At 56.2% G+C, this 24,246-nt stretch carries 21 protein-coding genes and 2 pseudogenes; 7 read left to right on the top strand and 16 right to left on the bottom strand.

Annotation, left to right across the window (positions count from 1 at the left end):
* Positions 1-22: 22 nt before the first annotated feature.
* The 6 genes from ACR0J4_RS04405 to ACR0J4_RS04380 all read right to left on the bottom strand — a co-directional run bounded on the left by ACR0J4_RS04405 (position 23) and on the right by ACR0J4_RS04380 (position 7,135).
* A complete protein-coding gene (locus tag ACR0J4_RS04405; RefSeq protein ID WP_170642482.1) occupies positions 23-1,039 on the bottom strand; it encodes a D-cysteine desulfhydrase family protein in 1,017 nt (338 codons plus the stop codon).
* Positions 1,040-1,055: 16 nt separating this feature from the next.
* Complete coding sequence (locus ACR0J4_RS04400; protein ID WP_170556473.1) at positions 1,056-1,784, bottom strand: TSUP family transporter; 729 nt, start codon at positions 1,782-1,784, stop codon at positions 1,056-1,058.
* 37 nt (positions 1,785-1,821) lie between these two features.
* Entirely contained in the window at positions 1,822-2,562 is a 741-nt protein-coding gene (locus tag ACR0J4_RS04395; RefSeq protein WP_170642480.1) for an aspartate/glutamate racemase family protein, read from the bottom strand.
* Between the two features lie 28 nt (positions 2,563-2,590).
* Complete coding sequence (locus ACR0J4_RS04390; protein WP_170642478.1) at positions 2,591-3,829, bottom strand: FAD-dependent oxidoreductase; 1,239 nt, start codon at positions 3,827-3,829, stop codon at positions 2,591-2,593.
* A 4-nt stretch (positions 3,830-3,833) separates the two neighbouring features.
* Positions 3,834-6,047: a TRAP transporter fused permease subunit gene (locus tag ACR0J4_RS04385; RefSeq protein ID WP_170642476.1), complete on the bottom strand. Its 2,214-nt coding sequence runs from the start codon at positions 6,045-6,047 to the stop codon at positions 3,834-3,836.
* A gap of 80 nt (positions 6,048-6,127) precedes the next feature.
* Entirely contained in the window at positions 6,128-7,135 is a 1,008-nt protein-coding gene (locus tag ACR0J4_RS04380; protein ID WP_170642474.1) for a TAXI family TRAP transporter solute-binding subunit, read from the bottom strand.
* Between the two features lie 128 nt (positions 7,136-7,263).
* Between ACR0J4_RS04380 and ACR0J4_RS04375 the strand changes: the two genes are divergently transcribed.
* Positions 7,264-8,232 carry a LysR family transcriptional regulator gene (locus ACR0J4_RS04375; protein WP_170556477.1) on the top strand — a complete coding sequence of 323 codons (969 nt, stop codon included), beginning with the start codon at positions 7,264-7,266 and terminating at the stop codon, positions 8,230-8,232.
* 262 nt (positions 8,233-8,494) lie between these two features.
* Here the strand turns inward: ACR0J4_RS04375 and ACR0J4_RS04370 are convergent, their stop codons facing one another.
* Positions 8,495-8,959, bottom strand: coding sequence for an Lrp/AsnC family transcriptional regulator (locus ACR0J4_RS04370; RefSeq protein ID WP_170747277.1), 465 nt, complete (start codon positions 8,957-8,959; stop codon positions 8,495-8,497).
* An 82-nt stretch (positions 8,960-9,041) separates the two neighbouring features.
* Here ACR0J4_RS04370 and ACR0J4_RS04365 point away from each other — a divergent pair, with 82 nt between their 5' ends.
* The 4 genes and pseudogenes from ACR0J4_RS04365 to ACR0J4_RS04350 all read left to right on the top strand — a co-directional run bounded on the left by ACR0J4_RS04365 (position 9,042) and on the right by ACR0J4_RS04350 (position 11,633).
* Positions 9,042-9,845: an alpha/beta fold hydrolase gene (locus ACR0J4_RS04365; protein WP_170747278.1), complete on the top strand. Its 804-nt coding sequence runs from the start codon at positions 9,042-9,044 to the stop codon at positions 9,843-9,845.
* Between the two features lie 59 nt (positions 9,846-9,904).
* Positions 9,905-10,372 (top strand): RraA family protein, encoded by a 468-nt coding sequence (locus tag ACR0J4_RS04360; protein ID WP_170642470.1) that lies wholly within the window; start codon positions 9,905-9,907, stop codon positions 10,370-10,372.
* A gap of 95 nt (positions 10,373-10,467) precedes the next feature.
* Positions 10,468-10,848, top strand: coding sequence for a cupin domain-containing protein (locus tag ACR0J4_RS04355; protein ID WP_170642468.1), 381 nt, complete (start codon positions 10,468-10,470; stop codon positions 10,846-10,848).
* 82 nt (positions 10,849-10,930) lie between these two features.
* Positions 10,931-11,633, top strand: a pseudogene (locus ACR0J4_RS04350) (IS6 family transposase).
* A 106-nt stretch (positions 11,634-11,739) separates the two neighbouring features.
* Here the strand turns inward: ACR0J4_RS04350 and ACR0J4_RS04345 are convergent.
* Together ACR0J4_RS04345 and ACR0J4_RS04340 are read right to left on the bottom strand one after the other, a co-directional pair.
* A complete protein-coding gene (locus ACR0J4_RS04345) occupies positions 11,740-13,440 on the bottom strand; it encodes a M12 family metallopeptidase (protein ID WP_170642466.1) in 1,701 nt (566 codons plus the stop codon).
* A gap of 640 nt (positions 13,441-14,080) precedes the next feature.
* Positions 14,081-14,422, bottom strand: a complete 342-nt coding sequence (locus ACR0J4_RS04340) for a hypothetical protein (protein WP_170642005.1) — start codon at positions 14,420-14,422, stop codon at positions 14,081-14,083.
* Here ACR0J4_RS04340 and ACR0J4_RS04335 point away from each other — a divergent pair.
* Positions 14,306-14,967, top strand: a pseudogene (locus ACR0J4_RS04335) (IS6 family transposase). The gene ACR0J4_RS04340 and the pseudogene ACR0J4_RS04335 overlap by 117 nt on opposite strands.
* Positions 14,968-15,265: 298 nt before the next feature.
* Here ACR0J4_RS04335 and ACR0J4_RS04330 read toward each other — a convergent pair.
* From ACR0J4_RS04330 to ACR0J4_RS04300, 7 genes are all read right to left on the bottom strand, one after another.
* The gene (locus ACR0J4_RS04330) at positions 15,266-16,501 is read right to left on the bottom strand and encodes a Tm-1-like ATP-binding domain-containing protein (RefSeq protein WP_170642464.1); all 1,236 of its coding nucleotides are present in this window, start codon (positions 16,499-16,501) and stop codon (positions 15,266-15,268) included.
* A 22-nt stretch (positions 16,502-16,523) separates the two neighbouring features.
* Entirely contained in the window at positions 16,524-17,456 is a 933-nt protein-coding gene (locus tag ACR0J4_RS04325) for a homoserine kinase (protein ID WP_170642462.1), read from the bottom strand.
* Positions 17,453-18,748 carry an aminotransferase class III-fold pyridoxal phosphate-dependent enzyme gene (locus ACR0J4_RS04320; protein WP_170642460.1) on the bottom strand — a complete coding sequence of 432 codons (1,296 nt, stop codon included), beginning with the start codon at positions 18,746-18,748 and terminating at the stop codon, positions 17,453-17,455. The genes ACR0J4_RS04325 and ACR0J4_RS04320 overlap by 4 nt, the downstream gene beginning before the upstream one ends.
* A 15-nt stretch (positions 18,749-18,763) precedes the next feature.
* On the bottom strand, positions 18,764-20,248 hold the full coding sequence (locus ACR0J4_RS04315) for an aldehyde dehydrogenase (RefSeq protein ID WP_170642458.1): 1,485 nt from the start codon (positions 20,246-20,248) through the stop codon (positions 18,764-18,766).
* Between the two features lie 7 nt (positions 20,249-20,255).
* Positions 20,256-21,788, bottom strand: coding sequence for a tripartite tricarboxylate transporter permease (locus ACR0J4_RS04310; RefSeq protein ID WP_170642456.1), 1,533 nt, complete (start codon positions 21,786-21,788; stop codon positions 20,256-20,258).
* A 9-nt stretch (positions 21,789-21,797) separates the two neighbouring features.
* Entirely contained in the window at positions 21,798-22,334 is a 537-nt protein-coding gene (locus ACR0J4_RS04305; RefSeq protein ID WP_170642454.1) for a tripartite tricarboxylate transporter TctB family protein, read from the bottom strand.
* Positions 22,335-22,397: 63 nt separating this feature from the next.
* Positions 22,398-23,327, bottom strand: coding sequence for a tripartite tricarboxylate transporter substrate binding protein (locus ACR0J4_RS04300; RefSeq protein ID WP_480668308.1), 930 nt, complete (start codon positions 23,325-23,327; stop codon positions 22,398-22,400).
* A gap of 108 nt (positions 23,328-23,435) precedes the next feature.
* Between ACR0J4_RS04300 and ACR0J4_RS04295 the strand changes: the two genes are divergently transcribed.
* Entirely contained in the window at positions 23,436-24,215 is a 780-nt protein-coding gene (locus tag ACR0J4_RS04295) for an IclR family transcriptional regulator (protein ID WP_170642450.1), read from the top strand.
* Positions 24,216-24,246 lie beyond the last annotated feature (31 nt).

The following is a 24,246-nucleotide window of genomic DNA, read 5'->3' as shown; positions in this document are numbered from 1 at the left end:
TTTCATGGTGGTTTGGGCGGAGCTAGGAAAGGTCGCTTACCAACTCGTTTTGGTACCCAAAGAGCGCAGGCAACCCACCTGTGTGCACCATGACGACTTTCTGTCCGGGTTGGATTTTCCCTTCGCTTACCAAATGCAACAATCCAGCGAAGGTTTTCGCGGTATAGACGGGATCAAGGAATATTCCTTCGGTACGAGCCATCTTGTCCAATGCAGCCCGCGTGCCTCCACTGAGTTTCCCGTAGCCGGGAGGCAGCGCTTCGTCCATGACGTTAAGCCTGTCATGCAACGGCGCTGCGTCGATATCCAACAAATCCGCCAGTTTCTGCAGAACGGTTTTCATTCGGACCCTTTGCTTTTCGCTATTCCGGCGTACGCAAACGCCAAACACAGAAGCGGCGTTTTCTTCCAATGCTACTCCGGTCAACAAGCCTCCATGAGTGGCTCCACTACCTGAGGGTACGACAATCGCATCGATATCAGGCATCTGCTGACACAATTCTTGTCCAGCGACGACGTAGCCCAAAGCACCCAAAGGCGGATGGTTTAATCCCAGATGAATGACATAAGGTTTGCGCCCTTGCGCCTTCAACTCATCGGCACGCGCGTGTAACGCAGCGTCCGCACCGACTTCGTCCTCGCCCTCGGGGTAGGTCATGTGTTCGGCACCCAGAATTTGTGCCAGCAACACATTCCCAGAGCTGTAGTACTCCTCGCCCATATCCGACACACGCTCTTCTAGTTGCAGGACGGATCGCATGCCCAGTCTTGCTGCAGCGGCTGCAGCAGACCGAACAAAGTTTGACTGAACTGCGCCGGTGATCAGAATGGTATCCGCACCTTTCTGAAGGGCATCACCGAAATAGAACTCAAGCTGCCGCGTTTTGTTTCCGCCAAACCCAAGCCCGGTTAGGTCATCGCGTTTCAGCCAGAGGTCGATGCCTAATTCCGAAGACAACCTGTCCAGCCGCTCCAATGGGGTTGGGCCCGACATGAATTGGGCACGAGGAAATCTGTCCAGTTTGTTGTCTTTTGTCATCGTCTGCCCTTCGAGTTTACGCGATCGCAAATGCGCGATGAAAGAGAACGCCACAGGCTATCAGTGATACCACGCGGATAGCCGTTGTGACCAAGGTCTGAGGCAAATAGGGACCCACTGCACGACCAAAAAAGCTGCCGATCAATGTGAGCGCTACGAAGCCCCATAGCTGCGGGCCATAAGCGAAGGCTTGAGTCTCGGACAGGCTGTGCAACAGGAATGCGATGCCGTATGCCACCAGCGCAATGGGTTGAACCAACTTGGCAACTTCTTTGGCTGGGCGTCCTTTCGCAATCAATCCGAAAACCATTAGCGGGCCGGGCGTCGCTGCCCAAACAGTCGCCAGCCCGGACAAGCCGGAAACGGTCGAAAACCCTGCTGTTCCAATTGAGCGACGTAAGGGCAGCAAGGTTGTTACAAGCCCGATCAGCAACAGGCTGGCGGTTAGGGCAAGGACAAACGCCTCGCTCAGCCAAGGGTATACGACAAGGCCCGCGACCACTCCGATGAGGCATCCGATGATTGCCGTTCGAATGGTCTGTCGGTCGGCCTTCAGCACCTGTCGGTTTGTCGCGACCGCTGAAACGACCGTATTCAAAAGCAGCAGTATTGGAACGGCGGTTGATGTACCAAGCAAGATCATCATAGGCGGTCCGGCAAGGATGCTAAACCCGATGCCGACGCCGACTTGCAGCATTGCGCCAAGGCCGATGGCAACCATCAGGATGGTTAGGTCAACGGACACTAAAATCCTCCAAGTCCCGCGCGATACTGCTGTTCCTTTAGGTCCAAGGCATGATGCCAACATAGGAATTGCGCGTCGCAACGGTATGCGCCATCTGCGCCAGTGTCGTCAAATCGAAGACGGGAAGTCGCAACTCGTCCTGAAGGCGCGCCGCATAAGGCGGCAGATCGGTACACTCCAACACAAGCGACCGTATGTCCGGCGCTTGGCGTTTAAGTCGCCGCGCCGCCTCAAGGACTTCAGCCTCAATGAGATCCGTGTCCATACGGGTGCGCGTGTTTCGCAAGATCACCTCAGCGAATTCGCTGGTGTCCTCTAGCCCTTGTACCGCGACGGGAATGCCCGCAGCGCCGACACCTTCGAAATGCTTCGGCGTCAGGGCAGATGCATCCGCGGTCAACACGCCCACCGGGGCATTCGCTCCGGTCATGTGAAAGGCAAGAGGTACCTGTATCAAGCTGGATGCAAAGACAGGAACGGAAACCGCCGCAGCCAATTCCTTTTGAAATAGAGCCAGAAATCCGCAGCTTCCCGTGATTGCCCGAACGCCCTCGGCCTCAAGCCTTTGCGCGCCCTTGATAAAGGGCGCCAATAGCTCGGGTGTCGGGTTGGTTAGCAGGGTCGGTACGGTGATGCCGTCGATCATTTCGTAGAGAACGGGGAACGGTAGGCTGGACGGGTTCTTAATGTGCCCGGGCGGTTTGGGAAAATAGCTTTCAAGGCATAAAACCCCGATCGATGCCCCGCAGATATTTTGGCCACCTTCGTAAATTGGCATGGTGCTCAGGTCCTTTCGAATAGGGGATTTAAAAACGGGCCAGCGAGAACGGGTCCAGATTGATATTCGGGCTGCGTCCGGACACCAGATCCGCCACAAGCTCTCCGGTCTTTGGCGCCATCATCAGCCCGTAATGAGAATGGCCGAATGCTGTAAAAAGCCCTTCCTTTCCGTTCAGCGGCCCAATCGCTGGCAGGCTATCGGGAAAAGAGGGGCGCCGGCCCATCCAGAACTTTGCCTCGCCAGTATCGAGGTCCGGCACCAAAGATTTTGCCTGATCGGTCAGTATCTTTTCTTTTCGCGGATCGGCTGGGGCATCGACACTGCCAAACTCGGCTGTACCGGCAACCCTGAGGCCGCCTTGCATCGAACTTGCGACAACCTTTGCGTCCACATCCATGACCGAGTTGTTCAGCACAGCCGAAGGGACCGGGAATTCAACGTGGTAACCCCGCTCGGCCACCAACGGCACGGGTAGGCCAAGGGGTTTGAGCAGGTCGGCAGACCACACTCCGGCCGCGAGGACAATATTGCGCGCGTGCAACGTGTCATGAGACGTGGCAAGCGTCCAAATGCCGTCTTCGGTGTAGCTCAGCTTGGTGACTTCGGACCGCACAAACTCGGCACCTTGCGCACGTGCTTTTTCGGCCAATACAGCGCCCAAACGACCGGGAGACGTTGCGCGAGCCTGACCTTTGATCACAATCGCAGCCTTGAGGTCTTTTGACAGCGCGGGTTCCAGGCGCCGCAATTCAGCGCCATCGACACGCTCCAGTTCACCGCCTTTTTCCTGGCGGATCAGATAACCAAGGTCGTTCAGCTTGGCTTGTTCAGGGTTGCGGAACGCGTGGATGTAGTAACTGTCCACGATCAGCGCTTCGTGGCCCGTGCCCTGCAGGTGTCGACGGTATAGATCAATGGACGGACGACATAAAATCTCCATCGCATCTGAGATTTCGCGAACCGTCTTTTCGCCGGACTTTCCCAGAAAACGCAGCCCCCACGGGATCATCTTCGGCCAGAAGGACGCCCGGACCGAAAGCGCGCTTTTCGGGTCCAACAGCATCTGGGGCAACTTCTTCCAAATGCCCGGAACGGCCTGCGGAATAATCGACCAGGGCGACACAACCCCAGCATTGCCGAACGAGGTTTCCTGTCCAGGGTCGCTCCGGTCGATAAGACGGACCGGTATGCCCCGTTCTTGCAGCGACAGCGCGCAACAAATGCCGACGATCCCTGCGCCGATGATGGTCACTTGCTCTGTCATCGTATCAGGCCGGGGAATGGCTGCGATTGCGCGCGATCAGTTGGCTGACAATGACAGGCGAGGCGACAGCAAGCGCAATCAGGTCAGCGGTCAGGCTGGGCGCAACAAAGATCACCCCCGCGATGGCCATAAGGATACGCGACGCAATGTTCAGCGGTTTCAGCCAGTATCCGACCACAGCTGCGGACAGGGCGATGACCCCGGCGATACAACTGGTGGCGGTGTAGGTGAATTCCCAAAGGTTGAAACCGGTTGAAGACACGAACAATAAGACCGGCGCATAAACGAAGGCCATTGGTGCGATCACCTTGCCCAACCCAAGGGTAAAGGCAGATAGACCAGTTCGGAACGGGTTGGAGTTTGCAATGGCTGCCGCCGCATAGGCCGAGGTGCAGACGGGCGGCGTGATCTCGGACACCACTCCGTAGTAGAGTACGAACAGGTGGCTTGCGATCGGCGGGACACCCAGCTGCGCCAATGCGGGCTGTGCGACAGAGACCAGCATAATGTAAAGCGCGGTGGTGGGGATGCCCGCGCCCATCAGGATGCAAACAATGGCAATGAAGACCAGCGAGATGAACAGTTGCAGGTCTTCCATCGCAAACAGCTGCCAGCTGCCAAACGAGATCATGTTGTACAGGTCAGCGGCCAGATTGCCTGCGCCTTGAGTGACCATGAACCCGATACGAAAGCCAATGCCGGTTGTGTTGATAACACCGACGACAATGCCGACGGCGGCAGCAGCGGCGCCCACGGCCAGCGAGTATTTCACTCCCAACTCAACCGCTTGCAGCATCTCGGGTACTTCGATGCGTTTCTGCGGGTTCAACGTGGCAATCACCGACAAGGCACACAGGATCGCCGTCATCGTCAGATCGAACCCGCCATCCGAGAATTTCCACAGAACGAAGGCCAGAAAAGCCGCGGCATAGATCAGCGTGGGCGGCTGTTTGATGCGCGACATGCCTGCGATCACTGCCAGGGAAATGCCGCAGAAGGCGGACATGAACGGCGTATATCCCGTGAACAGTACGACCAGCAGACCGATCAAAGGCACGATGTTGGCCCAACCTTCGGCCCAGACGGCCTTGAGCTGCGGCAGTTGCTCTTTCGCCAAACCTTGCAGGTTCAGTTTGCGTGCCATCAGGTGCACCACGGCAAAGACGCCGACATAGTGAAGGATCGCGGGGAAGATCGCGGCGATGACGATGGTGGTGTAGGGCACCTCAAGGAACTCGGCCATGATGAAGGCCGCTGCCCCCATGATCGGCGGTGTGATTTGCCCTCCGGCTGACGATGCGGCTTCGACGCCGCCCGCAAAATGGCCGGGGTACCCAAGGCGCTTCATGTTGGGAATGGTCAGCGCGCCGGTCGAAACGGTGTTGGCCACCGAAGAGCCCGAGATCGTGCCGAAGAACGCCGAGGATACCACCGACACTTTTGCCGGCCCGCCGGTATAGCGGCCCGCCAAAATGGTTGCGTTGTCGATGAAGAGTTGCCCCAATCCGGTGCGCTGCGCGATCACGCCGAACAGGACGAAATGGAACACAATGGTCGATACGACCCAGAGGGTGACGCCATAGATGCCTTCCTGCGGGAAATACATCGAAGACACGAAGGTTTTGAAGTTCACACCCGGATGCTGCAGCAAGCCGGGAAAATACGGGCCCAACAGGGCGTATGAGATAAACACACAGATGATCAGTGGCAGCACCCAACCCAGGGTGCGGCGTGCGATGTCCAGAACCAGCAGGATGATGACTACGCCCAAAACCACGTCATAAGTGTTCGGGTTGCCCATTCGGAACGTCTGTTCCTCGATCCCCAGAAACGGAATGCCGCGCCATGCGACCCCAACATAAAGCGCCGCGATGATCCCCAGCGCCATAAAGACCAAGTCGTACAGAGGAATGTTGCCGATACGGAACCGGCTGACCTTGAGCGCATAGAGGTTTTTGGAGCCGACAATCGGAATTGTCGCGTAGACCAGAATAAACAGCAGCGCCAGATAGATACCCATGTGCCAATGGTCGGCGGGCAGGCCAAAACCGGCTGTGAAGAATTCGTAAAACGCAAGGATCAGGGCAACAACGCGCAGCACCTTGCCCGCGGTGGGCGTGACCTGCCGGACGGCGGCACCTTCGTCGAACTGTTCTTCGATGGCAGCCAGTTCCTCGGCCGTCAGTTCGTGGTCATCAAGTTTCTGGGTCTCGGACATGATGGCCCCCCGATTTCGCATAATTTCAGAGTGCGGTGCCCCGAGCAGGGGCACCGACGACAAGTGTCAGTAAGGTACGATTACTGAAGCAGACCGGCTTCTTTGTAGAATTTCTCGGCTCCCGGATGCAGCGGCACACCCAGCGCCTCGACTCCATCCAGCGCCGTATCGGGAGTGATCTGCTTGCCTTTGGCGTGACCATTGTCCAGCAGCTTGCGAGTATTGTCGTTCCACAGCGCCTTGGTCAGGCCATATACCAGTTCATCGGATAGTTCCGAGGACACCACCAGCATTGCGCTGACCGCCGGGGTCTTGGTTTCACCGTCGATACCTTCATAAATGCCACCCGGGATGGCTGAGGGAATATAGGCTGGGATGATCTCATTGATCTTCGCCATGTCTTCGTCGCTGAAGGAATGCAAGTTCATGCCCTTGGTTGACGAAAGCTGCACCATCGCAGCCACGGGCCAGCCTGCTGCGTAGAAATAGGCATCTAGCTGACCGTCAGCCAGACGCTCGGCGCTTTGGCTGTTGTTCAGCTCGGCCTCATCCATATTGTCACGGTTGACGCCCCAAGCATCTAGCATCTGCAGCACGGCAACCTGTGTACCGGAACCGGCTTGCGCGATGCCGACGCGCTTTCCTTCCAGATCGCTTAGGTCGTTGATTGTTTCACCGGCCGGCAGAACCAAGTGCAGGTCTTCGGGGAACAGGTTGGCCACGATGCGAAGGTTGGGGTGGGGTTTACCCTCGAACTTACCCTCACCCAGATACATCGAGCGGGTGACGTCGGCTGCGGCCAGACCGGCCTCAAGCTCTCCGTTCTGAACGGCGGCGTTGTTGAACACCGACGCGGTGGTGGATTGAGCGATAGCAATCAGCCCCGGCACGCCGCATTGGCCGCCTTCTTCGCAGGGGCGCGAACCCGGAGGGGCGGAGATTCCGTTTGCGATGGTGCCGCCAATGGGGAAGTAAGTTCCGCCTGCGCCGCCTGTGCCGATGCGGAAAAAAGTTGGGTCCTGTGCCAGTGCCGGGGCGGCAAGCGCGCCTGCTAGGGCCAGTCCCGTCAAACATTTCACAAATTTCATCATCATCTCCCTTGTTGGATCGTCGGATTCGGTTTGGCCGAATTTCGATCCTGCAAGCGTAGTCGCAATTTTCATAAATACAAATTTGTTATATTTCATAAAACTAAGGTTTAGCTTATAGATTAACCATGAACCTTATGCAGTTGACCGTTTTTCGCGAGGTGATGGAGACCGGCTCTATCTCTCAGACCGCCAAGAAACTGAACCGCACCCAGCCTGCGATCAGTCTGGCCTTGAAGAACCTTGAAAAGACCCTTGGCCTGACACTGTTCGAGCGTAAGGGACGGCGATTGGTCCCGGTTCCCGAAGCGCATTACCTTTTGGCCGAAACAACAGGTATTCTGGACCGCCTTGCGACGATTTCCAGTACAATGGAAGGGTTGATTAAAGGGCATTCCGGCAGCTTGAATATCGCTACAATGCCCGGCCCATCCGCTTTCTTGTTCCCGCGTTTTATCAGCCAATCAGTCGGCGAAAACCCCGAGATACGTATCACGTTGTCTACACGCAGTTCGCCTCAGATTATTGAGCTTGCGGGCACGCAGAATATTGATTTCGGCTTTGCAGACTTCGATCATTCAACCGGGAAAGAGCCTCAATATTCAACAGAACTGATCCGGGCAGATTGTTTTTGTGCCGTTGATCGTGACAGCCCACTTGCTTCACGTGGGACCATATCCATTTCCGATCTCGACGGAGCGCCTATGGGGGGATTGCATGCCGCGCACCCGTTCCAGCGTAAAATTCGGCAAGAGTTTCAAGATGTTTCAGCTGACTACAACCCAACAGTGACCTGTCAGTACTTTCTACCCCTTATACCCTTTGTGAGCTCAGGTCAGTGTTATTCGATCGTGGATCCTTTGACCGTAGCGACTGAACGAGAACTAAACCTGTCCAACGGAAAAGTCGCGTTCGTGCCCTTCAAAAAACCGCTCAGATATGAATATGCGCTCCTTGAGCCAGACCACCGACCACCGTCTCAACTGGCTTTAAAGATCAAGGCGGGCTGGAAAGCCGAAGTTATAAAGATGTTGGCAGGGGTGAATGCCAACCCTCATGCAACTGGGATAGATGAAACAGGAAGCGAGCAAAGCTGAATAGCATTGTTTTAAAACAGAAAACTGATCGGAGGGAATGTCGACTTAGATCGACTTGCGACAAGTATACGAATGTTAGCTTTGGGGCCGGAACCTCAAGTTTCTTGGACCGGACCAAAAATTGGCTTCGTCCGCATTCCAGTCGTTCGTGGACGCAAATCATGTCGCCTCGCAGCGATTGACCGCTCAGAGTCTCAAGCCGCCATTCATTCTTGCAGTAATGTAGTTTTATTTCGGCAACTGGCTGAGTTCGACTGGAACCTCACGCGCGTAATTCGTGTCCAGAAAGACATGGTTTCTCAGTAACTGAGTTCAGTGCAATTGTGGTACGAACACGTGTGACTGATTGAACCGGATTGATTTGCTGCTCAATGATTTCGTTCAATACGTCGGTGCCGGAAGCGCGTATCTTTAGTAGATAGCAATCGTCTCCTGCGATTTTGTGCAGCTCTTCCAGTCCAGTCACCTGCGACAGGGCGGCGGCTGTGTCAAAACCCCGGCTCGGCTTGGCGTCGGTTACAAAGACAAAGGCCAAGAGCGGCTTTCCCAGCGCCCGCGGATCAATCCTGACCTCGTAGCCTTGAATGATGTTCATGGATTCCAGACGGCGAACCCTTTCGGAGATCGCAGAGGGTGCAAGACCCACACGACGCGCGATCTCAGCTTTTGGTATGGCCGAGCTTTCAAGAAGGATGGACAGTATTTCACGGTCTTTTCCGTCAATCATGCATCGTTACTATGCTTTCGATGACTTTTCGTCTTCAAAATTCGAAAATTAAAGACGAAAGCTCTTATCAAAGGTCATCGTCATGAACTCTCATATTCTGGAGCTGACGATCAGCGGAGTTTCTCTTCGTTTGTCATGCCTCCGCCGAAACGGCATAAAGCCGGCACTTGTATGCCTGCATGGATTTGGGTCGACCAAAGAGGATTACGCCGATCTTGCCTTTCGCCAAGACTTCTTGGATCGGGATCTTGTGTTTTGGGACGCACCTGGCTGTGGCGCGTCTGATATCAGCAGGCCTGATGAGCTATCTATCCCGTTCCTTGTCGAAGTCACGACTGCCGCGGTTGATGCACTGGGATTAGATCGGTTCCATCTAACCGGTCACTCCATGGGCGGGTTGACCGGGCTAATGCTGGCCAGCGCACTTCCGGACAGGGTCCTGAGCTTTTTTGACATCGAAGGTAATGTCGCGCCGGAAGACTGCTTTCTTTCGCGCCAGATTGTCGACTTCCCGACCGCCAATGCGGGTGTTTTTCTTGAAGGCTTTAAAGAACGTGTGCGTGAACGAATGGAATTTTCATCGGCGATCTACGTTGCAGCGCTGGACAGCAAGGTCAGACCATCAACGATTGAGCCTGTGTTCAGGTCGATGGTCGACTTGTCCGACAACACTCCTCTGATGGACATCTTCGAGGGGCTCTCATGTCCGAAGGCCTTTGTTTATGGTGAACAAAACCGCCATCTTTCCTATCTGAAACACCTGCCTGATATCGGTGTTCAAGTCATCGAAATTCCACATTCAGCGCACTTTCCCATGTATTCAAATCCACCTGCACTATGGTCGGCGCTTGCAGGATTTATTGCCGAACAAGAGGAACCACTATGACCCCGTTCGCTACTTTTCCAACTGGTAACTTTTGCAACGCAGATACCAGAGTTCGAGCTATGAGCGCGCGGATCAAGCCGCTGATCCGTGGAACCCGGATTGCGGGGCCGGCGCGCACTGAGCGCATCACGCCAGGGCAGAACGGCGCCATTCACCGTGCGGTGCATGTGGCCCAGCCGGGTGACGTTTTGGTCGTGGATGGCGGCGGCTCGGAGCGGTTTGGCCCGTTCGGCGATTTATTGGCCGATGGATGCAAGTCCAAGGGCATCTTGGGCGCTGTCTTCGATTGTACAATTCGGGATAGCGCAGACATCGCAGCATTGGGGTTCCAGGTCTTCTGCCGGGGCTTTCATCCCGAAGCGACCGTAAAAACCGAACCGGGCGAAATTGATGTTCCGGTGGTCGAAGGCGGGGTCTCTGTCTCGCCCGGAGACATCATTGTTGGCGACGACGATGGCGTGGTGGTTCTGCCTTCGAGTTTCGCCGCGGAAATCCTGGAGAAAGTCTCTCATGTCGCCGAGCGGTAAGAGGTCATCCGAGCTCGAACCCTGGCCGGTACGACCACCTATGAGATTTTAGAACTCGACCGCAGCTAAAGCACCTAAACAAAAGGGTTCAATTTATGTCTAGACCAGAAAACTTTTTCAATCTTGCCGACCTAAGCGAGGGCATCGCCCGTACGCTGACAACCGGGATCGAAACTCGGGTCTTCGCTGGCGAAAAGGCAGTGTTCTCTGTGGTCAGTTTTGAGCCTGGCATCGAGGGCTCCATCCACTCTCATTCAGAAGAGCAATGGGGAGTTCTGCTTGAAGGCAGTGGCATCCGTATTGAAGACGATATCGAAGTAGCTGTGGGAAGCGGTGACTTCTGGCGCACTCCGGGCGGCGTTGCACACGGGTTTCGTGCTGGTCCCGATGGCGCGAAAGTGCTCGACGTGTTCGCGCCACCCCGCGAAGCTTACAGGACCGCGGGATCGGGATTCGCTATCCAGAAAACCGAGTAATGCGTCGGGCCGTAGCGAAAATGATGGTCTTGTCAGAAGAGCTTTGATTGATTCGGGCAGGGGGTTTGCGTAGCCTCCGATTATAGAAAGACCATCGCTTTTCAAGTACTTCAAAACCAGTCCCGAGATCATCCGTCTTGCGGTGATGCTGTACATCCGTTTCCCGCTCTCGCTTCGGAACGTCGACAATCTGCTGCACGAGCGAGGCATCGACGTGAGCCGCGAGACTGTCTGCTAATGTTGCAACAGGGTTGGCCCGATGTTTGCTGCTGAGATCAGACGGAAGCGTGTTCAGTAGCTGCGCGCATTCTCCAAATGGGAGAGGCACGTGAACGAGGTTTTCGTGAAGGTGAATGGCAAGCGGCACTATCTTTGGCGGGCGGTCGATCACCAAGGCGAGGTACTGGAAACCGTTGTCACCAAAAGCCGAAACAAGGCTGCAGCACTGAAATTCCTTAAGAAATTGATGAAGCGGCACGGTTGCGCTGAGGAGGTCGTCACAGATCGTTTCCTACAAGATTGCGCTTAGACAATTGGGCGCGCTCAAAAACTAAATGACAGGCAGGTGGCTAAACAACCGCGCCGAGAATTCACACTTGCCGTTTCGACGAGGCGAACGCGCGACAAAGCGTTTCAGGCGTACGCGAAGTTTAAAGAAGTATGTCGCCGTTCATTCCTCCGTTTGCAACCGCTTCAATCAGGAACGAGCGCTCACCAGCCGAGACACCTTAAAGCTGACACGCAGCGCCGCTCTTGCCGAGTGGCGCGAACTTGGCATGGGATAAAGGTCAACTTCACTAGCCTAACAGAAGCCGGTTCGAATTCGTCTGACAGCGCTGATACGATGACGCGTGGTCTTATGGGGCTGCACCGACCAGGAACGTATCTCACCTAGGCACCGGTTGCCGGATTGGTTTGTGTTCCCTTCTGAAATTGGTTGACGGTCTTGTTGGCGAAGCGCGGCTCGCGCTCGGCCGTAAATGTCTGAGCATGTATCTGATAAAGACGATCGCGCTGCTCGTCATCCTGCCAAGTGGCAACAAAACCACCCTCGACAAGCGCAACGACACGCGCATTTCTTTGATCACCACCACCTCGCTGATTTACAGTGAAGTCGCCCGAAACCGGGTTGCCGTCAGTCGCAAAAGCACGTGCCCTGATTTGACCAAGTCCATTCTGGTTTCTGTCATCGGTCCAGACCACGATGAGCGTTCCATCGTTCAGCAGCGCGATATCGGGCCGGACTTGGTCGCCACGCGTATCCTGCGGAACCGGGCGCTCAGCGAAGCGTTCACCCCCGTCCGCCTCCAAACCCGTGATCATCACATCCCGCGCGCCGCGCTCGTAAACAATATAGGAACGCCCCAAGCCATCAACAGCGATTCGTGGATGCGCCTCCTGATCTCCAAGTCCCGTCGCCACAACTGTTTCAGGCCCGTTCGCAATGCCATCATCATCAAAGCGACGACACCGGATCGAGATACTCTCATCAGCGGACAACTCGGCCCAGGCACAAACAAATCCGCCAGTGCCCACTAGGCCAAGCGTTGGGGCCGCCGGTGTTCCAGAGTCCGAAGTCGCGAGTGCTTGAAGCGGGATACGCGTTGACCCGTCTGCATTGTAGCCCCTCGCCATAATACGTATGACGTCGTCTCTTGTCTCTTGCCAAGCCAGCAAGAAACGCCCGTCTGGAGCAACCGCTATATCGGGGTCGCGATTGTTCGATGACGCATTTGAACTTGCCCTATGGCCGCCAAAAAGCTGGGAGCCATCAGCTCGGAACGCGCGCCGGGAAATGTGGCGCACGCCGCTCGACGTACTTTCCCAGGCGACCATCGCATTTCGCTGCCCGTCCAGCCCTAGTGTAGGGCGCGATTGGTGGCCACCGGTGTTGTGCAACCTGCGTTGCTGACCACCGCAATAGCTACCCCAAGCCGAAAGCCCTGCTAACCAGATGTCCGCTTCACCGTCATCATCATTGTCGTCCTGCCAGGCGACCGAATAATGGGGAGCGCCGTAGATGAGACAGATCCCCAGCAGATCCAAAGCGCTGAGGCCTTCACGTTGACCGATGTCGGCATCAGGATCGATTGGTGTTATAGTATCCTCTTCATCATCTATGGCAAACCCGCGCCGTCCGTAGTGCATGATGGACCCATAGTCATAGCCTGTAAGCACACGGCCCATACCAATATCAAAATTGCCGATGGCATCAGGTTCGATGTTGTCTTCGTGAACTGTAACAAACATATCGCGGTCGGGCCGGGTGTGTTCGTGCCAGAATCCTACCGCGTGCCCGATCTCATGAATTATATTTCCGCGATGGAAACCATCCAGAACATCACATCTCACTGATTGCCCGCCGGGCTGGCGCCCTACGGGTGAGCGGCAAGATCCCTCGGCCGGCTCGAAGCGCACAAAGTCTACATCACCTGTCGTCATAGGCCGTAGCCGCATAATGGTACGCATATTCCAGTGCTCTATTGCGGCTTCGACTTCGTCCCGTTGATCGCTGCTGAAGTCGCTGCTGATGACATAAGGGACGACGCCGTCGGGCCAGATAGAACCGGTCCTGTTTGTAGCAAAAGCCATCAAATCACCTCCCAAAAAGAATCTTTGAAATATCGCTTCCTATTGCTCCAAAATGATGGACAGGCTGCCAAGGCACTGTACCACATATGCGTGCCCAATGACACAAGAGCCGTGGCGCTTTCTGAATTGCGGCTTCGGATTTGGCGATATTCGAATGAGTGGATATGACCTCTGTCGCGATGCGAACGAGACCTCTTCGACAGGAGAGTATTTTTCGTGCAGCGAACGTGGGAGTTAGATTTCGACACTTCCGCTCAGGGCTCAGAGCGGACTTGCGGTGATGCAGCGTTTCGTGATTGAAATCAGTCGTGAAAGCAGAAATTGCGGAAATCGAGATGACGTGGCGTTTTCACGGGTTTAGCCCAATGTGCAGACATTCAGCTTTCGGAAGCTGTCGTTCGCACAATCCGGGCTTACTGACGGCTCAGAGCCCGATGCGGACATTACTCAACTGCATCGCTTGCATCGTCGTAACATTTTTGAGGCAAAAGCTAAATTTCCAATGCGCTGCCGAAAACACATCGCGGTCAGTTCTTAGGTTTTTTGGGCGGCGTCTGGGACGGCTGCCAAATCTATTTCGCCCAAACATGTCAACTAAACTCTTTTGTCGTCGGATGAGCTACGATTATTCCCGGGCCATTTAAGTTTTTTGACGCGACTGCAGTGCCGGAGGGTTGAGCATCTCAAACGACCGTGGCATTTGCCACGAAGACTTCGAAAGCCAACATTGCAGCACCTGCAACATGCTCAATGCGTTTGAGACATTCGTCCATGTGCTCTCAACAAAGGAGCCAGACAACATCGCTACAGTCTTTTCAGAAGAACCTTGCTTGAGCGGGGCTGGGCGGTTCGGTAGCTTTTGCGCATGATCAGGCCTGCCTCTTTCATGTATTTCAAGAGCAGCCCCGAGTTCATCCGATTGACGGTGATGCTGTACATCCTTGTCCCGCTTTCGCTTTGCAATGTCGAAGATTTGCTGCACGGGCGAGGCATCGACATGAGCCAGGAAATTGTCAAATATTGGTGGAACAATTTGGCCTGGTGTTTGCCTCTGAGATCAGACGAAAGCGAGTCCAGAAACTGTGGACATTTTCGAAATGAAAGTGGCACGTAGACGAGGTTTTCGTGAAGGTGATTGGCAAGAAACACCACCTCTGGCGGGCCGCCGATCACGAGGGCGAGGTGCTGGAAGCAATCGCTACCAAAAGTTGAAACAAGCTGGCGGCATTGAAATTTCTCGGGAAATTGATGAAGCGCGCGGTAAAGCTGAAGAAGTAGTCACCGATAGCTGCGCCTCTTTTCGGGCTTCTCTCAGAGATTGGCGCCACCGAAAAACAGCAGACGGGCAGGTGGCTCAATAACCGCTCCGGGAATTCGCACCATCTTTTCCGACGGCGTGAATGCGCCATGCAACGTTTTAGGCGTATGCGAAGTTTGCAGAAATTTGTCTCTGTCCATTCCCCTGTCTACAACCACTTCAACAAGGGACGATCGCTCACCAGCCGAGACACCTTCGAACTGACATGATCCGCCGCTCTTGCCGAGTGGCGCGAACTTGGTGCGGGATAAAAGACAGCGTCACTGGCCTACTAGAGACTGGTTGGAATTCGTCTGACAGCACCATACCGGTCTAGCTGAGGCTGGTTCGAATATGTCTGACAGCACACCTGTCACGCCCGCTTGTCCGGGCGTGATTTATTAGCTGCCTTCTGCGACAAAGAGTGGTTTTAGGGGCGTTGGACACTCCCTTGTGGTGCAAATTGTTTAACCTCGAAGCCACGTGCGATTTGCTTAGAGAACACTCTGGCGCGCGATAGCAAGACATCTAACCGCGGCTGACAACACCGTTTTCGACCCATTCGTCAAATTTGGCCAGAACGGCATTGCAAAATGCGGCGTCGTTGATATGGGCGTCCAGCTCAGTCATCGGCACCTGGTCCGGCATGACCATGCGGGCCTCATCGACCATGTCAGCAAGGGCTGCGGGGTCATGTGCCTCTTCGCCTTCCTTGTCCCATGCTTCAACGCCTTGCAACGGCAGGAAGAAATGAACCGGCCCGGTTGCTGCTTCCAGCCGGTTTGCAAGTTCCCTGATCCAGGCGCGGCGTTCGTGGCCATTGAAGACCGAGCTTTTGATCAGGCGGTTATGTTCGTGAAACGGGCGATCTGCATATTGGTCCGGGATCTCTTGCCAGCCCGCGAAATCCAGCAGGTCCAGCGCGCCCGGTGCAACCATCTGCGGCGTGCCAACGCGCCCGGCATTGGTAACGCGATCCTCTCCGCTTGAAACAACGGAACCGGCCAGCAGATTGCCAAATTCCTGCATGCAGAAATCCATCACGCAGACAAAGGCGTTTTCGGCGGCCAGTTTTTCAAAGGCCATGCCGCCCATGCCTGTCGAGTGGAATACTGCAACCTCAAAGCCTCGCTCTTCCAGCGCAGGTTTCAGAGTTTTCATGTAACGCAGGCAGGAGGACCCAAGGCTGGTCATGCCAATCAGGGGTTTGCTACGATCCGGCGCGATGGCGGCTTTGGCAGCACCGACTACGGCCCCCGCGGCCTGTGCCAGAGAAGACCTGCAGATCGAGTTCATACCGTACAACCCACCAGCCCACAGGATCATCTGTATGTCGGGGGCCAACCGATGTGGGGGGATTAACGGTGAGAAACTGACTGTTGAAACGATGTATTTCGGGACCCCCATGGGCAGGGCCTGTGCACAATCCAACGCAAGGTCGGTGCCCATAGTTCCACCAGTGGCCAGCATCCCGTCAAACCGGCCATCGGCATAGGCTTTTGCCACGACCTTGGCAGCCCCGGCGGACATGACGCGAAAGGCCTTGTTCTCATCCCCCAGCGCAATCACCTCGTCGATAGTTCTGCCTTCGGCCGCTCCGACGTCATGTTTCGAGATATCGGTCGGTGTTTCAGGATCGCCAAGAACGGAGACGTCCATCGTCAGCACATCTGCCCCTTGCGCCCTTACGGCGTCTTCGATGAACCGCATCTCGGCGTCTTTGGTGTCGTATGTTCCAATCAGCAGGATCGTTTTTTTGGTCATGGTTTCCTCCCGTCAGTGCGGTTTATCCGAGGTAGCGCGTTAGCGACTTTCGGGCGGTATCTTTAAACCGCATGTTTCGTGCCTCTGACCCATCTTCGCCCATGCGGGACGAAATCCAGCCGACATAAGTGACCGCACGCAGGGCCATGAACAGATCAAGATGCTCGGCGTCTAGCGCACGTTCCGACCGGTATCCCTCAAGCAGGGCCGCTTGCAGGGCGTCGTAGTCCGGCTCGCATAGGTTTTTCAGCAGTGTCGTGGCGATATCGAACAGACGGAACCCGAACCCGGCATCGTCGAAATCAATCAGCCAGAGCTTGTCGCCTCGGACCATCACGTTTTCACGTACCAGATCGGCGTGGATCAGGCCGTAGTCCAGTTGGTTTTCGATCTGCAGCAAGTGATTGTTAGCTTTCTCGCGGAACGCAGTGAACAGGGCACGATCCTCGCCAGAAAGCGTGGGGTTTTCCCAGAACCGATCCCACAATGGGGCATCGCCCAGCAGTCCAACACGATCCCAGGACCAGCGCTCAAAGTCATCGGGACGCGTCCAGGCATCGCTGACTTCGTGCAGCTTTGCCATCTCATGCCCGAGGGCCCGAAACAGCCCGGTACGATCACTATGGTCGATACTGGTTTCTGTCGATCCCAGCGGGCGGCCGGGCAACCAGTCAAGCATATCGACCTGGATCCCTTCCAGCAGTTGCAGATAGCGGCCATCCGTGGCCGGTACCGGTGTGGGTACACCGACGCTCTTTGCGCCCAGCTCGGCGATCCACTGCAGCTCGGACCTCAAGGCAGCATCCGAATGTAAGCCCTTGCGGTGCAGGCGCAGGGCATAGCTTTTCGCGCCGATCTGAACCCGATAAACACGGTTTTCGCGGGCCGCGACCAGCGACCATTCAGCACCGTCCATGCCCCAAAGGGTCAGGGCTTGCTCGACAACCGGGGTCATAGGGTCAGCGGGGTTTCGGCCAAAACCTCGTCCAATGTGTCAAACAGCAGATCGGCATTCTTTTTCGAGAACGGCATTGGTGGCCGGATCTTGAGCGTGTTCTTGTGACGGCCGAGTTTCGAATGGATGATGCCCCGATGTCGCATCGCGTTGATGACCCGATCGGTGAATTCGCTGGCCGGTTCCTTGGTTTGACGATCCAGCACCATCTCGGCCCCGAAAATCAGGCCCGAGCCGCGCACATCGCCGATGAACTCGTATTTCTGCTGCAAAGATGTCATGCGCACGCGGGCGTGATCGCCCACGGATTTGGCGTTGGTGACAAGGTTTTTGTCCTCAATCTCTTCCAGTACCGCCATCGCCGCTGCGCAGGACACCGGGTTGCCACCGAACGTGTTGAAGTACCGATACCCCTTGCGGAAGGTGGCAAGGATTTCGTTGCGCGTTACGACACCGCCCACCGGATGACCGTTGGCCATCGGTTTGCCCATGGTCATGATGTCCGGTACCACGCCCATCTTCTGATGCGCCCACATATGCGTGCCGGTGCGGCCAAAGCCCGATTGCACCTCGTCGCAGATCAGCAAGCCACCGGCCTTGCGTACCACTTCGGCCACGGGTTTCAGCCAGCCCTTGGGATGGTCGGGGAAGCCTTCGTTCAGGAAATAGGGGCAGAGGACCAAAGCGGCAAAGCCGATGCCGGACTTTTCATGTTCAGCAATCTGTTCGGCCACAGCATCGGCAAACTTGCTGCCGTCTGGGTCTGGGTTTCGATAGCTGTCTGGTGCCTCCACAAACCGGAAATACCGATCCAGACCAAAGCCAACGGTCGGCACGTTCGATTTGCTCAACTGACTGACCAGAGAAGTGTTGCCGTGATAGGTTGCATCTGTAGCAATGATACCGCGATTGCCGGTCATGCCTTCAGCCATGCGCAGGGCGATATCATTCGCCTCGGACCCGGTGCAGGTCAGAACGGCGGTGTCTAGCGAGGCATCCATCGTGCCCGTCAGCTTCTCGACATAGTCGAGAATGCCGTCATGCAAATAACGCGTATGGGTGTTGAGCGTTGACGCCTGCAGACAGATCGCCTCGACCACGCGGGGGTTGCAATGGCCGACATGCGGGACGTTGTTGTAGCAATCCAGGTATTTGCGCCCATTCGCATCCCAAAGCCAGACCCCTTCGCCCTTCACGATATGAAGCGGCTCGTCATAAAAGGTCGAGACATTCGGGCCCAGCAGCTTGGTCCGGCGTTCAACAAGCTCGGCGGATTTCGCAGGAAGTGTCATTCAGAAGACCTTTGGTCAGAGTTTTATCCAGGCGGTTTTAAGGTCGAGATATTTCTCGAACGCATGCAGGGATTTGTCGTGCCCATTGCCCGACTGGCGCACACCGCCCAGCGGCACGGTCAAGTCAGAGCCGCCATAGGTGTTCACATGCACGACGCCAGCACGGATGCCAGCGATCATGCGATGCGCGCGACTCAGGTTGGATGTCCACACACCCGAGGAGAGGCCATAAACCGAGTCATTGGCCAAACTGATCGCTTCGTCCTCGTCCTTAAAGGGGGTCACGGCCAGAACCGGGCCAAACACCTCGTTCTGGAACAGATTGTCAGTGGATTTGACCCCGGTCATTACAGTCGGGGCCATATAGTAACCACCGGTTTCCTCAAGGATGCGCCCGCCACCAGTGCGACGCTCGGCGCCTTCGGCCTCGGCCTTGGTGACAAAGTCCAGATTGGATTCCAGCTCTGGCAGTGAATGAATTGCGCCGATTTGTGTGTCCAGATCGAGCGGATTGCCGACCCGCATCGCTTCGGCATGTTTGACGAGTTCGGCAACAAAATCGTCGTGGATGTCCTCTTGGACCAACAAGCGTGATCCTGCGATACAGATCTGACCTGCGTTGCGGAAGATTCCACCTGCGGACACTTTGGCGGCCTCGCTCAGGTCCGGGGCGTCGTTGAAGACGATGTTGGGGGATTTGCCGCCCAGTTCCAGATAGCAGCGTTTCATGTTCGAACGCGCCGAATACTCCAACAGTCGTCGGCCTGTGGCCCCCGAGCCTGTGAACACTATGATGTCCACATCCATCGACAGCGCCAGCGTTTCGCCCACAACCCGGCCTGACCCGGTGACGACGTTCAAAACGCCGTCGGGCACTCCGGCCTCGGCGGCCAGTTCAGCCAGTTTCAGCAGCGACAAGGATGCGCTTTCAGCGGGTTTCAACACGACCGAGTTGCCGGTAGCCAGCGCAGGGGCCAGTTTCCAGCTGCCGATCATCAGCGGTATGTTCCACGGCACAATCGCTCCGACGACGCCAACCGGTGCGTGATGGATCAAGCCCAGTACGTTTTCTGCCGTTGGGGCGATCTGACCGTAGACCTTGTCGATCGCCTCGGCGTAATAGCGGAATGTCCCGGCTGCTGACATAGGCTCGGCCTTCATGGCCATTGTGATCTCGGTGCCGTTGTCGCGCACACCCAGAACCGCCAGTTCAAGCGCGTGTTTTTCGATCAGGTCGGCCAGCTTCAGCAGGACCTTCTTGCGCTCGGCAGGGGAGCGGCGCGACCAGCGGCCATCCTCGAACGCAGCCCGCGCAGTGCTAATCGCGGCCTCCATATCTGCCGGAGTGCCTTCGGCAATTTGGGTCAGTACTGCGCCATCGACAGGCGATAGCACCTCCCGATGTCCACCTTCCGAAGCGGCGACCCAGCGCCCGCCGATGAAGTGAGATCGGGGGGACAGAATCTGAGAGCGAAGGGCGTCAATATCGGACTGGTTCATGGCAGAGTTACCCTTGCTGATTGGGGTGATCGGAGTCGACTGGTTGCGCGGTCGGCTCGGGTTTCAGCTTGTTGCGGAACTCGTAGTACAACGTTCGGAAATGCAGCAGCAGGATCAGAACGATCAGCGCCGTTAGGATCGCCGCAATCGGGCGGTCGACGAAATCGAGCGGTGATTTGACCCGTGCCATGGCGCTGCGCAGCTTGACCTCCATGATCCCGCCCAGAACCATACCCAGGATGATCGGCACAATCGGCAGGTCCAGCCGTTTGAGGATCAGGCCGAACACACCAAACCCAGCCGCAATGGCGCAGTCGGTGATCGAGTTGCGCAGGCTGTAGACGCCGACGAAGGCGAGGATCAGGATCATAATGCCCAGAAACCGTGTGGGGATCTGGATGATCTTCAGCAGCAGGTTAGTCGAGAAGAGCAGGAAGACCAGAACGATGACGTTCAGCAGGATCAGCGCCATATAGAGCGCCATCACAAAATCCATCTGGTTCTCAAACAGCTGTGGGCCGGGGATGATATTGTGCACGTAGAACACCGACAGCATCATTGCGGTCAGCGCTTCGCCTGGGATACCCAGCGCCAAAAGTGGGATCATGGCCGCGCCGGGCACTGCATTGTTGGCGGCTTCGGACGCCACCAACCCTTCTGGCGAGCCATCGCCAAATTTGTCGGGGTCTTTCGAGGTTTTCTGTGCATAGGTGTAGGACAGGAATTGCGAGGTGAACTCACCCGTGCCCGGCACCATACCCATGAAAACCCCAATGCTCGAGGACACGGTTGCGACGCGTTTGATGCCGAGCAGTTCCTTGAGGCCGGCGAAGATGTTGCCGCTGACATGCGTTTCGCCGGGTGCGTGGTTCTTTTCAAGCAGCAAAAGCAAGGCCTGACTGATGGCAAACAGGCCTAGAACGACCACAATCAGATCGACACCCGACGCCAACCAGCTTTGGTCAAAGGTAAAGCGGCGGGTGTATTTGACAGGCTCAAGCCCGACTGTGTTCAGGAAAATCCCGAAAGCGGCCAACATTCCGGCGGCAAAAATCTGGCCGCGGTGGGCGAGGATCACCAGAATGATCCCCAGAAGGGCGGCCAGAAATATCTCTCGGCTGCCGAAATGGGGGGCGATCAATGCAAGAACTGGCGATAGGATCATCAGGCAGATGATGGCAAAGACACCGCCGAAGAACGATGCGGAATAGGCCAGTGACAGAGCGCGATGCCCCTGACCGCGTTTGGTCATGGGATAGCCGTCATAGGTGGTCAACGCGTTCACCGCCGTACCAGGCGTGTTGATAAGAATGGCGGGAATGGCACCTCCATACATTGACGAGCCATAGATACCCAATAACAGCGTCAGGCCGACAATGGGTTCAAATGCGAAGGTGGCGGGCAGAAGGATGGCGATGGCAACCGCAGCGCCAACACCGGGCAGCGCGCCAATGATGACCCCACCGATCGAGCCAATCAGAAGGGCAACGATCACCTGCCATTGTGTCAGGATCGAAAGACCGGACAGAAGCGTTTCCATTTGCGAACCTCAGAGATAAGTCAGCGCAAAGGCGCGTACGGAATCGGGCAGGTATTCATAGGCGGCACCGGCCGGGATTTTCACTTGCAGGAAGGCTCGGAAAATGATGGTCACCGCCACACCGAAAGCCGCCGCAAGGCCAATTGCCCCAGCGCTTCGGAACCCGGTTCGGACTGCAAGGAATACCGCGAACAGAACGGTCGAAGGCAGGTATCCAAGAAGCGGGACAACGGCGACGTAGATCAGAAAATAGGCGACGTATTCAAGGGACCACAGCCAGAACGCGACTTCGGGCCAGCGACCCGGAATGCGGTCCGACATGGCGGAGCTGAGCCAGTGCAGAAAAGCAAAGGCGGCCATTGCCCAGAGCGAGACCATTGGCCAGAAGCTTGGTTGCGCAAACCACTTGGTGCGTTTGACAACCTCGGTCTGCGTGCCCAGTTGGCTCAGTAGAAAAACCGAAAATACCAGGAAGGCCAAAGCAAAAACGACATCGCCGGGTCGGCGGTATCGTTTGAACATGTCTTGCAATGTCTTTGCGATCATTATGGCCTCCTGCTGGATAGAAAAAGGCCCGACAGTATTGCAATACGCCGGGCCGGTTTCGCGTTATTCGCCTAGAATCTCTTCGATTTTAGAGAACGAGGCTTGGTCCTGTTCGATCTGTGCATTCGAGGCATCCGGATCCTGCCAGTAGATCAGTGCTCCAGTTTCTTCGGCAAGTTGCTTGGCCTTGTCAGATCCCAGCGCATTCTGCGCGGCGGCAGTGATCCTTTCGCGTGCTTCGGACGGAGTGTCCTTGTGGACGAACAGACCATTCCACAGCGCCAATGGCAGTTCGGGGTGCAGCTCGGTAACCGTGGGCGTATCCGGGACCAATGAGATCCGTTCGCCACCGATGCTGGCCAGGACATTCACTTGGTCCAGACAGGGAAGAACAAGTTGAAGCGTCGTGTTGATCACGTCTACGTCGCCCGAAGCCAGGGTGTTGCAGTCCAACGCGTCGAAGGCGGCTTCGCTGGCGAAGTCAAACCCACTGCTGACCGCGGCCGCAAAGGTGACTTGTGTGGGCGGCAGAACCGAGCCGAAGTGACCAAGCGCGACATCGTTTTCTTTGCCGTGTTCCACCAGTTCTTCCCATGTCGCGAACGGGGCATCCTTGCTGGAGGCAATGACGAAGGGATAGGTCAGAAAAATGCCAATCGGTTCGAACGGGTTGGGGTTTAGCTCGGGAATGCCAATGTCCGGGCCGATGACCGGTACGCCTATGACGAAGGAGCCAACGGTGTAGCCATCTGCCGGAGCGGTCGCAACTTCCACCGCTCCGGGGAACGGACCACCGCCGCCACCGGGCTTGTTCACGACGGCGGCAGGAACACCATACATGGCCTGAAATTCGTCGGCGATCATCCGTGTGAGAACGTCTTCCAAGTCACCCGGAGGCCATGGAACGACAAAGGAAACCGGTTTCTCTGGATACTCGGCCAGTGCGGCGGTTGCAGAAGCAACAAAAGCGGCGGCTGTTAGAACTTTCTTCATTGACACCTCCCGTCAGTGGTTCATTATTTGATCCGCGTTAACAATAATAATGTTGCTTTGTTAAGCTTGTTCTGTCAAGTATTACCTTAACAGGAGGATGTGAATCGCATGGGTACTGCCCTGAACGCCCTGAAAATGCTCAACTACTTTTCAAACGCTCGGCCAGAAATTGGGTTGAGTCAGTTTGCGCGCCTGTCCGGATTGAACAAAGCCACGGCGCTGCGACACCTTCGGGCGCTTGAGGAATACGGGCTGATCGAGCAGAACCCCATGACCAAATCCTATGCGGTCGGACCTGCTGCTTTGCGACTGGCAGCGTTGCGGCAGATTGCCCGTCCCGGTATCGAGAGCGCCCGCCAGAGAATGCAGGTCGCGATGCAGGACGTTGGTGAAAGCCTGCATCTTTCCCTGCTTGAAAAGGAGTGGCTTCAAACCGCGCTGGTGGTCGAAACGAACCGCCACAGCGTGCGTGTCAGCCTCGACCCCAGCGAGATTCTTCCGATCAATGCGACAGCATCCGGTCTTTGTATGCTCAGCTTTGGTCCATCCTTCTTGCTGGACCGTATCGGTCAGAAAAAACAAGTACGATACACGGACGCCACGCTGACCGACCCGACCAAGATCAAAGAGCGGGTCGCGGCAATCAGTCAGGCCGGTTGGGCAAATAGCAGTGGAAGCTATGAAGATGGCGTCTATGGCTATGCGGCACCCATCTTCGGCATTGATCAAGTGGCGCTGGGAACCATTGCGATTGCCGTTCCCGAAGGCCGCGCCGGAGACGACCGGCTGCCGGAAATCTTGACCGCCCTGCGCGCCCTCTCAACTGACCTGACCGCAAGTTTTGGCGGTCAACTTCCCGACACTTTCCCAACCGAATTCCACCCGTGAGCGAGTGGGCGAAAAACCCGGAGACCCGAGA

This window comes from Ruegeria sp. B10 (assembly GCF_056539825.1).
This window is presented reverse-complemented; position numbering and strand designations above follow the sequence as displayed.

Coding starts and splice junctions, on each gene's coding strand:
- ACR0J4_RS04395 (WP_170642480.1), bottom strand. CDS start 2,562: ATGCCAATTTACGAAGGTGGCCAAAATATCTGCGGGGCATCGATCGGG.
- ACR0J4_RS04365 (WP_170747278.1), top strand. CDS start 9,042: ATGAACTCTCATATTCTGGAGCTGACGATCAGCGGAGTTTCTCTTCGT.
- ACR0J4_RS04360 (WP_170642470.1), top strand. CDS start 9,905: ATGAGCGCGCGGATCAAGCCGCTGATCCGTGGAACCCGGATTGCGGGG.
- ACR0J4_RS04370 (WP_170747277.1), bottom strand. CDS start 8,959: ATGATTGACGGAAAAGACCGTGAAATACTGTCCATCCTTCTTGAAAGC.
- ACR0J4_RS04320 (WP_170642460.1), bottom strand. CDS start 18,748: ATGACACTTCCTGCGAAATCCGCCGAGCTTGTTGAACGCCGGACCAAG.
- ACR0J4_RS04315 (WP_170642458.1), bottom strand. CDS start 20,248: ATGAACCAGTCCGATATTGACGCCCTTCGCTCTCAGATTCTGTCCCCC.
- ACR0J4_RS04310 (WP_170642456.1), bottom strand. CDS start 21,788: ATGGAAACGCTTCTGTCCGGTCTTTCGATCCTGACACAATGGCAGGTG.
- ACR0J4_RS04295 (WP_170642450.1), top strand. CDS start 23,436: ATGGGTACTGCCCTGAACGCCCTGAAAATGCTCAACTACTTTTCAAAC.
- ACR0J4_RS04325 (WP_170642462.1), bottom strand. CDS start 17,456: ATGACCCCGGTTGTCGAGCAAGCCCTGACCCTTTGGGGCATGGACGGT.
- ACR0J4_RS04305 (WP_170642454.1), bottom strand. CDS start 22,334: ATGATCGCAAAGACATTGCAAGACATGTTCAAACGATACCGCCGACCC.
- ACR0J4_RS04390 (WP_170642478.1), bottom strand. CDS start 3,829: ATGACAGAGCAAGTGACCATCATCGGCGCAGGGATCGTCGGCATTTGT.
- ACR0J4_RS04375 (WP_170556477.1), top strand. CDS start 7,264: ATGAACCTTATGCAGTTGACCGTTTTTCGCGAGGTGATGGAGACCGGC.
- ACR0J4_RS04345 (WP_170642466.1), bottom strand. CDS start 13,440: ATGGCTTTTGCTACAAACAGGACCGGTTCTATCTGGCCCGACGGCGTC.
- ACR0J4_RS04330 (WP_170642464.1), bottom strand. CDS start 16,501: ATGACCAAAAAAACGATCCTGCTGATTGGAACATACGACACCAAAGAC.
- ACR0J4_RS04355 (WP_170642468.1), top strand. CDS start 10,468: ATGTCTAGACCAGAAAACTTTTTCAATCTTGCCGACCTAAGCGAGGGC.
- ACR0J4_RS04385 (WP_170642476.1), bottom strand. CDS start 6,047: ATGTCCGAGACCCAGAAACTTGATGACCACGAACTGACGGCCGAGGAA.
- ACR0J4_RS04405 (WP_170642482.1), bottom strand. CDS start 1,039: ATGACAAAAGACAACAAACTGGACAGATTTCCTCGTGCCCAATTCATG.
- ACR0J4_RS04300 (WP_480668308.1), bottom strand. CDS start 23,327: ATGAAGAAAGTTCTAACAGCCGCCGCTTTTGTTGCTTCTGCAACCGCC.
- ACR0J4_RS04380 (WP_170642474.1), bottom strand. CDS start 7,135: ATGAAATTTGTGAAATGTTTGACGGGACTGGCCCTAGCAGGCGCGCTT.